9 protein-coding genes are annotated in these 13,870 nt (G+C 69.5%); 5 read left to right on the forward strand and 4 right to left on the reverse strand.

Features of this window, described 5'->3' with window-relative positions:
- Positions 1 to 1,884, forward strand: a complete 1,884-nt coding sequence (locus H9622_RS03375; protein WP_191764228.1) for a BCCT family transporter — start codon at positions 1 to 3, stop codon at positions 1,882 to 1,884.
- 63 nt (positions 1,885 to 1,947) lie between these two features.
- Here the strand turns inward: H9622_RS03375 and H9622_RS03380 are convergent, their stop codons facing one another.
- The 3 genes from H9622_RS03380 to H9622_RS03390 all read right to left on the reverse strand — a co-directional run bounded on the left by H9622_RS03380 (position 1,948) and on the right by H9622_RS03390 (position 8,236).
- A complete protein-coding gene (locus tag H9622_RS03380) occupies positions 1,948 to 4,953 on the reverse strand; it encodes a beta-xylosidase family glycoside hydrolase (protein ID WP_225221539.1) in 3,006 nt (1,001 codons plus the stop codon).
- A gap of 129 nt (positions 4,954 to 5,082) precedes the next feature.
- The gene (locus tag H9622_RS03385) at positions 5,083 to 5,703 is read right to left on the reverse strand and encodes a hypothetical protein (protein WP_191764230.1); all 621 of its coding nucleotides are present in this window, start codon (positions 5,701 to 5,703) and stop codon (positions 5,083 to 5,085) included.
- Between the two features lie 151 nt (positions 5,704 to 5,854).
- On the reverse strand, positions 5,855 to 8,236 hold the full coding sequence (locus H9622_RS03390; protein WP_191764232.1) for a family 43 glycosylhydrolase: 2,382 nt from the start codon (positions 8,234 to 8,236) through the stop codon (positions 5,855 to 5,857).
- A 314-nt stretch (positions 8,237 to 8,550) separates the two neighbouring features.
- On the opposite strand from H9622_RS03390, the gene H9622_RS03395 reads away from it, so the two are divergent.
- The 3 genes from H9622_RS03395 to H9622_RS03405 are packed head-to-tail and all read left to right on the forward strand — an operon-like array spanning position 8,551 to position 11,623.
- Entirely contained in the window at positions 8,551 to 9,891 is a 1,341-nt protein-coding gene (locus H9622_RS03395; RefSeq protein WP_191764234.1) for an ABC transporter substrate-binding protein, read from the forward strand.
- Complete coding sequence (locus H9622_RS03400; protein WP_191764236.1) at positions 9,888 to 10,799, forward strand: carbohydrate ABC transporter permease; 912 nt, start codon at positions 9,888 to 9,890, stop codon at positions 10,797 to 10,799. Before H9622_RS03395 ends, H9622_RS03400 begins: the two co-directional genes overlap by 4 nt.
- The gene (locus tag H9622_RS03405; RefSeq protein WP_191764238.1) at positions 10,799 to 11,623 is read left to right on the forward strand and encodes a carbohydrate ABC transporter permease; all 825 of its coding nucleotides are present in this window, start codon (positions 10,799 to 10,801) and stop codon (positions 11,621 to 11,623) included. The genes H9622_RS03400 and H9622_RS03405 overlap by 1 nt, the downstream gene beginning before the upstream one ends.
- Here H9622_RS03405 and H9622_RS03410 read toward each other — a convergent pair.
- Positions 11,610 to 12,641 (reverse strand): LacI family DNA-binding transcriptional regulator, encoded by a 1,032-nt coding sequence (locus tag H9622_RS03410; RefSeq protein ID WP_191764240.1) that lies wholly within the window; start codon positions 12,639 to 12,641, stop codon positions 11,610 to 11,612. The genes H9622_RS03405 and H9622_RS03410 overlap by 14 nt on opposite strands.
- A gap of 164 nt (positions 12,642 to 12,805) precedes the next feature.
- Between H9622_RS03410 and H9622_RS03415 the strand changes: the two genes are divergently transcribed.
- Positions 12,806 to 13,801 carry a LacI family DNA-binding transcriptional regulator gene (locus tag H9622_RS03415; protein ID WP_191764242.1) on the forward strand — a complete coding sequence of 332 codons (996 nt, stop codon included), beginning with the start codon at positions 12,806 to 12,808 and terminating at the stop codon, positions 13,799 to 13,801.
- Positions 13,802 to 13,870 lie beyond the last annotated feature (69 nt).

Consider the following 13,870-nt stretch of genomic DNA (forward strand, 5'->3'; position numbering starts at 1 on the left):
ATGACCACGCAACGGCCGGCGCGTGCGACATCCAGCGGACACCCGTCCACCATCAAGCGATGGGTGTTCTGGCCCGCCGCGGCCGTCACGCTGGCGTTCAGCGGGTTCGCACTGGTCACGCCGCATCTCGCCGAGGAGTTCTTCGGCGCGGTGCAGTCGACGATCGTCAATGCGTTCAACTGGTACTACGTGCTGATCGCGGCGTTCTTCGTCGTCTTCGCGCTGGTCATCGGATTGAGCCGGTTCGGAGACATCCGCCTGGGTGCCGACGACGACGAGCCCGAGTTCTCGCTGGGTGCATGGTTCTCGCTGCTGTTCGCGGCGGGAATGGGAATCGGGCTCGTGTTCTACGGAGTCAGCGAACCGCTGAGCCACTTCGTCCAACCTCGACCGGGCGTCAGCGGGACGCCCGAGCAACTGGCGCAGTCGGCACTCAGCCAGACCTACCTGCACTGGGGTGTGCACGCGTGGTCGATCTATGTCGTGGTCGGCCTAGGGCTCGCCTACGCCATTCACCGGCGAAAGCGCCCCATCTCGATCCGCTGGTCACTCGAGCCGCTCCTGGGCAAGCGCGTCGAGGGCGCCTGGGGCAATGCGATCGACGTCGTCGCCCTCGTGGGCACGCTGTTCGGTGTGGCGACATCCCTCGGTCTGGGCGTGCTCCAGATCAGCGCGGGCCTGGATGCCGCGGGCCTGTTCGAGCCGACGGTCCCCGTGCAGATCGGCATCATCGCCGTGATCACGGCACTCGTGCTCGCGTCGGTGCTGTCGGGCGTGACCAAGGGCATGAAGTGGCTGTCGTCGTTCAACCTGATCCTCGCCGGCGTGCTCGTGGTGTATCTGCTGGTGTTCGGCCAGACGGAGTTCCTGCTGCGCGAGTGGGTGCAGTCGATCGGGAACTACATCCAGAACTTCGTCGGCCTCTCCTTCAATGTCAGCGCGTTCCAAGGCAGCGCCGGTGGAGCCTGGCAGGCGGCCTGGACGTCGTTCTACTGGGGCTGGTGGATCTCCTGGGCGCCATTCGTCGGCATCTTCATCGCCCGGATCTCGCGGGGCCGCACGGTGCGTCAGTTCGTCGTCGGCGTCATCGTGGTGCCGACGCTCATCACGATTCTGTGGTTCAGCGTGCTGGGCGGATCGGCGCTGTTCATCGAGTTGACCACCCCGGGCGCCCTCACACAGCCGGACGGCACCGTCAACCTCAACGCGGCGCTGTTCGAGATGCTCGAGTACATCCCGGGCGCCCCGGTGCTCACCATCGGCGTCATCGTGCTGATCGCCGTCTTCTTCGTGACGTCGTCGGACTCGGGTGCGCTCGTGATGGCGATGCTCGCGACCGGCGGTCAGATCAGCCCTCGCCGGTGGGTGCGGGCCTTCTTCGCGCTGACCAGCGCCGTCCTCGCGGTGGCTCTCCTGCTCTCCGGCGGCCTGCAGGCTCTTCAGACCGCCGCGATCATCATCGCGTTGCCGTTCAGCGTTGTGATGCTCCTGATCTGCTGGTCCACGGTCGTCGCTTTCAGCCGGGAACGTCGCGCCTACGACCGGGCGGCGCGCGCGCAGTTCGTCGACCACATCGGCGAGTACTACGGTCTCGAGGTGGAGGAGCCGAGCGCTCGGGGAGCGCTCCACGAGCCCTCCTGGATTCGACGGCTCGCGCGCCGCGCCAGCCGACACCCGGACCCGCCAGGCCCCGACATGGGCTACGCCACCGATGGGCCACCGCGTCACCCGTCGCTGCGAGCTCTCGAGGCCGAGAATGCGGAGCCTCCGGGTGTCCCGACGTCGGATGTGGACCGAGTGGTCGATCACGACCCGCGCGCCCTCGACGACGTCGACGAGGTACCGGACCGGGAGATCGACCATGGCGGCGATCCCCTGCGTTAGCGGCGCACGCCAGCGCAGAGAAGGGGCGGCCCGGTCAACCGACCGGACCGCCCCTCTTTCAGGTCAGCCGCAGCTGCGTGCGGCGTACTCGGCTTCGAGCGGGAACGTGACCATTTCGCCCCCGACCGTCGCCGATGCCTCGACCGCGATCTCATCAGCTGGTACCGACGCCTGGCGCGAGCTGAAGGCGTGCGCCACCGTCTTGCCCGGCGCGAGGGGTGCGAGCGCCTTCGACCCGAACGCCGTGGAGAGCTTCAGCGTGACCGGCACATCGTCGTCGTTCGTGGCCTGTGCGGTCAGCACCACCTTGCCGGCGACGCAGCGGGTCTGCGCTGTCACACTCACCTCCAGCGACGGGTCCGCCTCCTCCAGCACGCCCAGGCGAGCCAGCTGAAGGCTCAGTGCACGCTCGGGCGCGTCGATCTGGTTCTGCGTTCCGAGCGTCGCGGCCGCAGCGGCCTCTGCGTCGGCGAGCATCTCCTCGAGCTCGGTCCACTCCTCGGCCGGGTAGTCGGCCTCGTCCAGCGTGCCGGCGTGGGCGATCGCCGCCTCCAGGTCGCTCTCATCGAGCGGGAGGTTCTGCGACGTCAGCGTGTCACTCAGCAGGTAGTGGTCGAAGTCGACGTGGCCACCTGCCTGCTGGGTCGCGTAGTTGAACAGGCCGACCCGGTGTCCCATGAAGTGGGTGAGGGTGCCGTCCAAGGTCTGCGGCCCCACGCGGTTGCCGAGCTGCTGCCACGTGATGCCGTCCAGGCTGTAGTAGAACGTCGTCCACAGCTGTCCGACCGGGTTCGCGAAGTCGAGGTCCGCCTTGAGGTGAACCTCGGTCGCCGATCCGAGACTCGCCGTCGTACCGGGCAGGAACGACTCGATCGCAGCCTGGTCGATGGCCGTGGTGAAGGGCTGGGTCCGGTTCACGACGCCGACGGTGTTGACGCCGCCCACGCGCTTGACCGCCACGTACGAGAAGCCGCGGTTGTACGCCGCGAGTCCTGCGACGTCGCCGTCCTTCATGCCCGAGATCTCCAGCTTGGTCTCCGCCGATTGCCGCGGGCCGAAGGTGCGCTGCGAGAGCGTGTTGCGCGCCTCCTCGAGGTACGCGGCCTCGTCATCGTTCGCGAGCTTGAGGTGCTTCATGTTGCCCGTGAGGACCTTGCCCGTGGTGAGACGCAGCCAGCCGTCGCGGTCGGTGAGCGACCAGTAGCGGTTGTCGGGGGCGTGGTTCCACTCCCACGGCAGCGCCAGGCGTGAGCCGTTCGGCGCGATCTCGTCGGGATGCGGCGCCTCGACGGAGACCGGGCGTCCCTTGAGCGACACGTCATCGACCTTGAAGTCCATCAGGTGGGTGTCCGGTGCCGTCGAGGGCGTGCTGGTCCACGGCGTCTCGATGAAGATGCGCATCGACGACAGGCTCTGCGATGCCGGAACCGTGAAGCTGCCCGAGATCGTCGCCCACTGCCCGCGGGTGGCGGTGACGCTTGCGAGGTTCGTGAACGTGCTGCTGCCGTACCGCGCGGTCGCGATGAACTGCTTCGTGGCCGGGCTGTTCGGATTCTCGTACTTGACCTTCGCGGAGATGTCGTAGGTGACGTTGTGCTGCACCTTGCCCGACACATCCTGCGCCGGACCGGATCCGGTGGTGGTGCGTCCCGTGACCTGCACGGAGCTCGCGCCGGACGCGGCATCCGTCGACGATGTGAGCGTCGCAGTGTCGTTCACGATCCAGCCGGTCGTGCCGTCTTCGAAACCGGGGTTGGCGAAGAGCTCCACACCGACGAGGGATTCGTCGATGTCCGGAGCCGCGGGGATCTGCCAGTCCTCGTCCATGTACGCGCGGTGCGGCGCGTCGTTGTCGAAGTCGTCCGACACGACGATGCTCTTCTGCCGCTCGTAGAGCTCCTCTTCGGGAGAGAGCTCGATCGGCTTGGCGAACGCCCCGTTGACCGGGACGGCGCCGTTGTTGCCGAAGGTGGGCCACCCGTCGGACCAGGTCGCCGGGATGAGGGCCGGGATGCGGCCGATGGGGAACGTGTCGCGGAAGAACATTCCCGACCAGTCGGTCGTGCCGTTCTCCCCTGCGATCGGGACGAGGCTGCCCTGAGCGAAGCCGTTCGAGTTCAGGACGCCCTTCGCCTCGTACGGGTTGCTGCCGTCGGCCGTCGCGTACCTGCCGAGGAGCTCGTCGGAGCGGAACAGCGCGACCTGCCGGCCCTGACCCGAGGGCCAGGTGATGATCACGATGTAGTACTTGCCGTCGATGTACTGCACCTGCGCACCCTCGAAGAGGCCGCCGATGAAGGAGGCGCCCGGGTAGTCGGAGGTGCGGAGTATCTGCGGGTACTCCGCGACGACGGTCTTCATGTCGCTGCTCAGCTTGACGGCGCTCGTCGAGCCCGAGCCGTAGAAGATGTACGGCGTCCCGTCGACGTCGAAGAAGAGCGACGGGTCGTGGAACGCGCGGCCGAGCGCGATGCGCTCCCACGAGCCGTTGTCGATGTCTTCCGTGACGTAGAGGTACGAGCCGCCCAGGTTGTTGGTGTTGAACGCGACGTACCACTTGCCGTCGTGGTACCGGATGGACGACGCCCACTGGCCCTGCCCGTACGACGACTGGCCGTTGCGCAGCGAGAACGAGTCGCTGATGTCCGCGCGGTCGAAGACGTAGTTGACGATCTCCCAGTTCACGAGGTCGTACGACTTCATGATCGGCGCACCCGGGCTGAGATGCATCGTGGTGCTGATCATGTAGTAGATGTCGCGGCCCTCGTCGTTCTCGGACGCGGGAATCCGCTCGACCGAGACGTCGGGGACGTCGGCGTTCATGAGCGGCACGGTGTAGGTGCCGTCGCCCTTGTCTGTGGAGGTGTAGCCGGATGCCGGGTTCCACGGCTCCGCGGCCTGTGCCGGAAGCGCGGCGGGAGCCAGCAGAAGCCCTGCGGCGATCGCGGTGGCGCCGGTGATCGCGATCGAGCGCAGCCCCCGTCGGGGACGGGATCGGTGGGTGTCGGTTTCAGTGAGGCGCGACCGGCGCGCGTGGCGCGGGGGCCGTGGAGCGGATGCCTGAGACAACGGTTCTCTCCTTCAGTCAGGCGTGCGGGGAGGCGCCGGTCGCGGTTCGACGGCGCTGTCGAGTGGAGCGGGGATCGGGAGGGGCGGGGGCGGGGGGCCGCCCCTCCCGCGGTGAGGAAGCCGGTCGGATCAGAACGCGCCTTCCCACAGGGTGAGGGTGAGGGTCGCCGAGTAGCTGCCCGGGGCGACGTCGACCGGGGTCTTCAGGACGAGGTCGGCGTTCGCGTCCCACGTGCCGACCGCGCGAGCGCCGCTGGAGTCGATGGCCATGGAGAGGAACTCCTCGCCCTCGAGTCCGACGTTGTTGGGCGCCTCGTCGAAGACGGTGCCGACCTCGGGGCCTTCGGCGACCTCGCCGTCGGCCTCAGTGAGCAGGCGCGGGGTCCAGCCGAGGTGCTCCGGGCCGAGGTCGGGGGCACCGGCGGCGGTGAAGGCCGACGACTGTCCCGTCACGTACCAGAACACACCGTCGGGCACTTCCTCGCGGTCGTCCGAGACGGTGACCGTCGGGAGCACGCCGACGAACTCGCGCAGGTCGGCGTCCTGCGACGCAACCTCCGTGAGCGCCGCCGAGTTCGAGGCGACGCTCATCGTGAGGGCGCCGACCGGCGGCAGCGCCGCGATGTCGACGGTGACGTCGACCGCGTCGTCGCCGACTTCGTCTGCGATCGCCGCGCCGGCGACGCCGAGCAGCAGCATCCCCCCGACTGCTCCCGCGGCGAGCCGCCCCATCATGCCTGTCTTCTTCATCTTGCTGTCTCCGATCTGCCGCGTCGCGCTGCGCCGCGGGGTGATGCCTGCGGCCGGATCGTCCGGACGCTCACGGTCCTCGCACGGAGGCGCGGACCGCAGGTGGATGGGTGGGGTGGCGGCCGGTCACGACCGCCACCCCGGTTGCGCGTCAGCCGCAGCTGTGCGCGCCGTAGGCCGCCTCGACGACCCCGGTCAGTGCTTCGCCGCCGACGGTCGCCGACGCCGACACCGTCGCGGCGCCCGCCGTGACGGTGGCCAGGCGCGTGGTGAACGCGTTCGAGACCGTCTTGCCGGCCGCGACCGTCACCGACTTCGAGCCGAACGCGGTCGCCACCGATGCGGTGACCGGAACGTCCTCGCCGTTGGTGACCTTGACCGTCAGCACCGACTTGCCGGCGACGCAGCGCGATGCCGCCTCGGCGGTGACGTCGAGCGAGCGCTCATCGGCCTCGGTGAACGACAGCGTGTCGAGCTCGAACAGGTCGCCGGTCCCACCGCTGTAGGTGAAGAAGACGTCCTGGGTTCCCGTCGCGCCGGAGAGGTCCGCCGACAGCTCGGTCCACTCGCCGACCGCACCCGTCACGGGGAGGGTGCCCACGACCGGGCCGGTCTCGCTGCCCGTGCGGACGGAGATGGACCCACCGGCCTGGAGCGGCTTGACCTTGACCGTCACCTCAGCGGCTCCGGCGTCGCCGAAGTCGACCGAAGACAGCGCGGTCCAGTCGCCGTTGTCGATGTCCTTCACGACGAGGTTCGGAGCCTCCGCGCCGAACTGCGCGGAGCCGTTCGTGACCTTCTGGGTCGCGATGCCCTTGCTCCAGCCGAAGGTCTCGGCCTCGAAGGTGCGGAACGGATCGAAGTCGCGCACCTGCTGGACGCCGGCGTAGGTGCCCACGACCTGCTGGATGGTGCCGTCTGCGTTGAACGCCAGCTCCTGGATGTGCGGGCTGCGGTACCCCTGCGTCGTGTTGCCGTTGATCCGCTTGTTGAGCGTGGGGGCGTGGTACGTGAAGTAGTACTTGCCCTCGAACTCGAAGACGGACTGGTGGTTGTTCCCGCCGGTGCCCGTCCCGAAGAACTGCGACTGGTTCGGGAAGAGCACTCCGACGTACTTCTCCTTCGGGAAGTTGGTCGGGCTGTCCGACATCATGTAGGGGATCTGGCCTCCGCCCGGGTACCCGGGAAGCGGCGTCTGGTTGCCGCCGAAGTCGATGCCGCCGAAGTGCGACGAGTAGGTGAGGTAGTACTTGCCCTCACGCTCGAACACGTGCGCGGCCTCGAACGACACGGGAGTGTCGACGACCATTGCCGAGCCCTTGGTGGTGACCATGTCGTCCTCGAGCTCGATGACCCGGATGTTCTTCGGGTTGTTGTAGCGCTCGGCCGCGGGCAGGCTCGTCGAGGCGGGACCGCCGCCGAAGTACAGGTAGTTCTTCCCGTCCTTGTCGACGAGCGGAGCCGGGTCGAACTTCCACGCGACGTCCTCGGCACCCGGCGTCGAGCCGTTGATCAGCGTGCTGGTGCGCTCGCTGATCCAGGGACCGAGCGGGCTCTCACCCGTGATGACGTTGCTCGAGCCGCCGCCGTTGGCGTAGTAGAGGAAGTACTTCTCCTCGCCGTCGACGACCTTCTTCGCGAAGCCGGGAGCCCACGAGTTGCCGGTGAATGGCGCCACGCCCTGCGGGCCGGCGACCTGGATCTCACCGTGGTCGGTCCAGTTCACGAGGTCCTCCGAAGAGATCAGCGTGATCTGGTTGATGTTGCCGTAGTTGATCGACGGCGAGATGCCGGTGATCGGGTCGGGTGCGTACCCCTGCGTGTCGTTCGTCATGAACATGTAGACGCGGCCGTCCTCGGCGTAGCCGAAGCCGTCGGCACCGAACTTGTGACCGATCAGCGGGTTGTGCTCGCCGGGGATCTTGCCGACGACCTCGATGGTCTTCGAGGGCGGCGGCGGCGGGGGCGTGCCGATCAGCGAGACGTCGTCGACGACGAAGTCCATGAGGTGCGTGTTGGGATCCGACGACGGGGTGGCCGTCCACGGCGTCTCGATGAACAGGCGCGCGGTCGCGACGCTCTGGCCGGCCGGCACGGTGAACGTCGAGTTGATGTAGCCCCACTGGCCCCGCGCCGGGGTCGTGCTGGCGAGGTTGGTGTACGTGCTGCCGCCGTAGTGCATGGTGGCGAAGAACTGCTTGGTGGCAGGGCTGCTCGGGTTGTCGTACTTGACCCGAGCCTTGATGCTGTAGGTCTGGCCTGCCTGGATCTTGCCGCTCAGATCCTGCATCGGACCCGAGCCCGTCGTCTGCCGTCCTGTGATCTGCACGGCGGACGCGCCGGCGTACGCGTCACTGACGATCGACAGGGTGCCGCCGTCACTGCCGTTCCCGTTGTTGACGAACCAGCCGTCGAGGCCGGCTTCGAATCCGCCGTTCACGATGAGCTCTTCGTCGGCGGCGGTCGCGGGAGCCGCGAGGCCGCTGACGATGAGCGCTGTCGCGGCGACGGCCGCGCCTATGACGCCTGCCATCCTGCGGCGTACGGCCGCACGATGCGTGATCTCCCTGGTGGTCAAGGTCTCCTCCTCATTGATCGATCAACCTCGGTCCGCCTGCACCGCGTGGGACGCGGGGGGACGTGGGGCGGGCACTGGTTTCCCCTTGCCTCAGATCTGCTGAGCACTGCTGCGTGCGACCCGACCCCAATGGCGGTTTCTCGCATGTTAGCGGTCACAGCATCCCGAGACAATACCTAGTTGTTCGCGCTATCAAAGTCGTGCATGATCGAGAGAAGCCACGAGCGGCGCCCGTTCCCGTCGATCCCGCTCGACGCGAAGGAGCGTGCATGGTCAGCATCGGGTTCCGCGCGCGCCGCCGGCTGGGGCGGTCGCCACGCGGTCGCCTCACCGTGCCCGTGCGCGCCCTCTCCGCGCTCGCCCTCGCCGGTTCGCTGCTGCTCGGCGGCTGCGCGGCGACCTCTTCCGACGGACCGATGATCTTCTGGTCGTTCACGGGGATCCAGCAGGGCGAACAGGTCGATCGGTACCTCGAGGCGCATCCGGATGCCCGGATCGAACTCAGCGAAGTGGGCACCTCGGCCGAGACGGCCGACGCGTTGACGGCGGCGCTCGCCGCGGGTCGCGCGCCCGACCTGGTGCTGATCCAGGGCGACGACCTGCCGCGCTTCCTCGCAGCCGAGGACCGCTTCCTCGACCTGAGGGACTTCGGCGGGGAGGACGTGGGCGGCGACTACCTCGAATGGGCGCGGGATGCCGCGACCGCGGTCGGCGGGAAGGTCATCGGCGTCCCCACCGACGTCGGCGGCATGGCGCTCGCGTACCGCGCGGACCTCTTCGCAGCGGCAGGTCTGCCCACCGAGCCGGAGGAGGTGGCCGCGCTCTGGCCGACCTGGGAGGACTTCGTCGAGACCGGCATCCGATTCTCGGCGCGGTCCGACGTCGCGTTCGTCGACAACGTCTCGACCACCGTCTTCGTCAACGCCGCCAACCAGCTGCCGGTCAAGTACTACGGCGACGACGGCGAGCTCGTCCACGCGGCGAACTCCGGCCTCGAGCACGCCTTCGACGTGGCTCTCCGCGCGCACGAGGCCGGCATCAGTGCCGGCGCCGCCGCCTTCACACCCGGGTGGTCGGCGGCCACGGCCGGCGGCGACTTCGCCGTGATGCCGGCCCCCTCGTGGATGCTCCGCGTGATCAGGTCGACCGCGCCCGACACGCACGGCGCCTGGCGGATCACGTCGGTTCCCGGTGTCGCCGGGAACTGGGGCGGCAGCTATCTCGCGATCCCGGCCGGGGCGCAGCATCCCGAAGCCGCATGGGACTACATCGCCGCGACCCAGGCCCCGCGAGCGCAGCTCGAGCACTTCGAATCGGGCGGTCCGCTGCCCGCCTCCCGGGATCCGTACGACCAGGGCGCCTTCGCCTCCTACGGCGACGACTTCTTCGGGCCGTCGCGGATCGGCGAGGTGCTCACCCGATCGATCGTCGACATGCCGGCGGTGCGCCAGGGTCCGGCGTCCACCACCGTGAACACCGCCTTCGTGCAGACGCTCGCCGCCGTCGAGCAGGGCTCCATCCGACCCGCGACCGCATGGCGCTCCGCCCTCGACGCCATCGCCGTCGCTCTGCCGCCGTCGGCCGCGGTCGACGGCGCGGACGACCGTTGATCGACCGACCTCGCCTGCGGTGGGTCTCCCGGTGGGATGCCGCGGCGCCCTATCTCTTCCTCGCTCCGTTCGCGCTGGTCTTCGCGGTGTTCACGGTTCTGCCGTCGGTGGCGACCTTCGTGCTCGCGTGGTGGCAGTGGGACCCGCTGGGCGCGCGCGCGTGGGTGGGCGCCGCCAACTTCGAGCGCCTCGCAGCGGACCCGCGGTTCTGGACCGCGACGACGAACACGCTCGCCATCGCCGCCGCGGCGACGATCGTGCAGGTCGGCATCGCCCTCGGGCTCGCGCATCTCATCCATCGGGTCGCCGGTCGTGCGGTGGGAGCCGTGCGGGTCTCCCTGCTCGTCCCGTTCGTGACGTCCGGCGCGGCGATCACGATCCTCGTCGCGCAGCTGCTGGACCGGGACTACGGGTCGGTGAACCGCCTGCTCGACGCGCTCGGGCACCCCCATGTGGACGTGCTCGCCCAGCCGCTGGGAGCGTGGGCGGTGGTCACCGGCATCGTGGTCTGGCGCACCTTCGGGTTCACGACGCTGCTGATGCTCGCCGTGCTCAGCGCCACACCGCGTGATGTGTTCCGCGCGGCGGAGCTGGACGGCGCCGGAGGGTGGGCCCAGTTCCGCCACCTCTCTCTCCCACTGCTGGGACCGGTCATCGCGTTCAGCGTCGTCACCTCCGTCACCGGGGCGCTGCAGCTCTTCGCGGAGCCTCTCCTGCTGGATCCCGCAGGCGTCACCTGCGGTCCGGCGCGCCAGTGTCAGACCCTCGCACTGCTGGTCTACGAGGTCGGCTTCCGCGACTTCCAGTTCGGATACGCCGCCGCAGTGTCCACCGCCGTGTTCGCGATCGCCGGCGCGGCCGTCGGCGCTGCGCTGGTGCTCGGCCGTCGCCTGGGGTGGACGACGTGATGCGTTCCTCGCGGATCGAAGGCGCGGTCGTGGTGGTCGCGGCGATCGTGTGCTGGCTGCCGATCTGGTTCATGGTGGTGGTCGCCTCGCGCGACTCTGCGTCGGCGACGACCTTTCCTCCGCCACTCCTTCCGGGCGGAGCTCTCATCGACAACGTGGAAACGGTCCTGGCGGCGGTGTCCTTCGGCCGGGCGCTGGTGAACTCCGTCATCGTCGCAGGATGCGTCGCCGTGGGCGGTGCGCTGGCGTGCGCGCTCGCGGGTTTCGCCTTCGCGAAGCTGAGCTTCCGTGGTCGACGCCCGCTGTTCGTGATCGTGCTGATCGGTCTCACGCTGCCGGTCCAGCTCGCGGTGATCCCGCAGTATCTGCTCGTCTCGGCGTTCGGCTGGGTCGACTCGCTCACGGCGCTGATCGTGCCGGCACTCGCGAGCGCCTTCGGGGTCTTCTGGATGCGCCAGTACATCGTGGCGACCCTGCCCGACGAGCTCCTCGATGCCGCCGCACTCGATGGCTGCGGCACCGGGCGGACGTTCCGCCACGTCGCATGGCCCCTCGTCAGGCCGGGAGCAGCGGTCCTCGCCGGCATCCTGTTCGTCACCACCTGGAGCGACTTCATGTGGCCGTTCATCGTGCTGCGCTCCCCCGGCGCGCAGACCGTCCAGGTGGCGCTCCGCGCGCTGCAGGGCGAGTACGGCGTCGACTACGCCCTGGTGTTCACGGGTGCACTGCTCGCGACGGCGCCGATGGTCATGATGCTCATCGTGGCGGGACGGCGCCTCACGCGTGACGGGATCGCTCGCGTCCCGGGAATCACACACCGCTGAGCATCGACCGCTCCCCTCGGGCGCCGGCGTCGACCGGCGCTGTGCTCTGTCGCACGACGAGCCGCGCGCGAACCTGCACCTCGGACGCGAGGGCGTCGTCCGCCGCCAGAAGACGTGCGACGGCGGCCGCGGCGAGTTCGTCCGTGCGCGACGAGACGGTCGTGAGCGGCACTGCGGCATGACGCGCGTCGGCGTGGTCCTCGAGACTCACGATGCTGAGGTCGCAGGGCATCCGCAGGCCACGCGTCCGCAGCCCGCGGACCGCGCCCAGCGCGAAGGAGACCGTGGGCGCGAGCAGTGCGGTGCAGTCGGCGAGGGCACCGGCATCCTGCCCGAGGCGGAACCCGGCGTCGGCGTCGGCGCCCGCGTCCGCGATGGACCGGAGCCGGACCCCCGGGACCCCGTGCCGCTCGTCGACGGGCAGTGCCGCTCCCGCGCACGCGACCGCGATCCGGCGGTGGCCGAGCCAAGCCAGGTGCCCCACGGCCACGGCGACCCGGGCCGGCATGTCGACGCCGAGCGCGAGCATCCTGTGCCGCACCGCCTTCGGCACCGCCGCATGCGCCGTCTCGGCCAGGGAGCTCAGCCGATCACGCGCGAGCGGGTCGGCCGCGATGAGCACGATGCCCGCCGTGCCGGGCTCGCCGATGCGCGCGGCCGCGCTCGCCCGCGAACGCTCGTCGGCAGGGTCCACGTCGACGATCGTGAGAGCGTGCCCGGCGCGATGCGCCTCTCGCGCGACGGCGTCGACCAGCAGCCCCGATTCGCGCCATCCCTCCGCCGCCACCAGCGCGACGAGCTGAGGACGCACGCGGCCGGCGAGGCTGCGCGCCGACGCATTCGGCTCGTACCCCATCCTCACGGCGATCTCGAGCACCCGTCGCCGCGTCGCCTCGGTCATGCCGTCCTGCCCGTTCACGGCTCTCGACACCGTGGTGTGGGAGACGCCGGCGAGCCGTGCGATGTCGTAGATCGTCGGCGGATGAGGCCGCACCACCTGCTGACCGACCGCCGTCATGCTCACTCCGGGCGGAACCGCGCCGGCAGCGGGCGGCTCGACCGGCCGCCATCCGTCTGCCGGGAGGCCCGAGACGCAGATAGAGTCACAAGGTACCTCGGCACCGACCCGAACAGATCCGGATGCAACCACCGTCCCCTTCGCACGCGAAACCGCATGTCACGATGCAGGATGTCGCGGACAGAGCCGGCGTCTCGGCGCAGACCGTGTCGAACGTGATCAACGGCCGCACCGAACGCGTCGGCGCAGAGACCATCGACCGCGTGACCAGAGTGATCGATGAGCTGGGATATCGGCTCAATCAGAGTGCCCGCTCGCTCCGCAAGGGGCGGACCGGGATCATCGGACTCGGGCTCCCGGTGCTCGCCTCCGAGTACTACAGCGAGCTGGCCGAACGCCTGTCGGTGCGATTCGCCGAGCGGGGCATCCGGCTCGTCGCCGAGAACACGGGCGGCGCAATGGCCGCCGAGGTGGAGTCGCTCGCGGCATCCCATCTCGAGACCTACGACGGCTTCATCCTCGCCGTCGCGGCGAGTGAGTCGGTCGATCTCAACCGTCTGCTGCCCACCAAGCCCATCGTGCTGCTCGGCGAGCGCGCGCTGTCCAGCCGATTCGACCACGTGCTGATGGACAACGTCGCCGGGGCCTGCATTGCGACGGGGCACCTGCTGGATCGAGGGTCGGAGTCGCTGGTCGCACTCGGCGGCGATCGATCGGGTCCGGAGTCGGTGCAGACGCTGCGCACGCGCGGCTTCGACGAGGCCCACCGGGAGCGCGGCCTGCAGGCGCGGCCCGAGCGGATCGTGAACGGCGGTCTCGACATGGCCGACGGCTACCGAGAGGTCTGCGCCCTGCTCGACCGCGGCATCGGGTTCGACGGGATCTTCGCCCTCACGGACTCGTGCGCGCACGGCGCGCTGCGTGCGCTCGCCGATCGCCGGGTCCGCGTTCCGGCCGATGTGCAGGTCGTCGGATTCGACAACGTCCGGGCGAGCGCCTACTCGACTCCCCGTCTGACGACGATCGAGCCCGGCAACGATGAAATGGCCGACGAGATCGTCCGCGTCATGATGGCGCGCCTGCAGGCGGGCGCCACGCCCGGCGAGCGTCACCGCAGCACGGCGCACGCCCGGCTCGTGGTGCGCGAGAGCACACGCTAGAGCCTCCGCCCGGCGGGCCCGACCGACGATGTCGCGAGCCGGCCGCTGTCTGCGGGCGTGCCGGTGGGG

This window comes from Microbacterium gallinarum (genome assembly GCF_014837165.1).
Taxonomy (GTDB): domain Bacteria; phylum Actinomycetota; class Actinomycetes; order Actinomycetales; family Microbacteriaceae; genus Microbacterium; species Microbacterium gallinarum.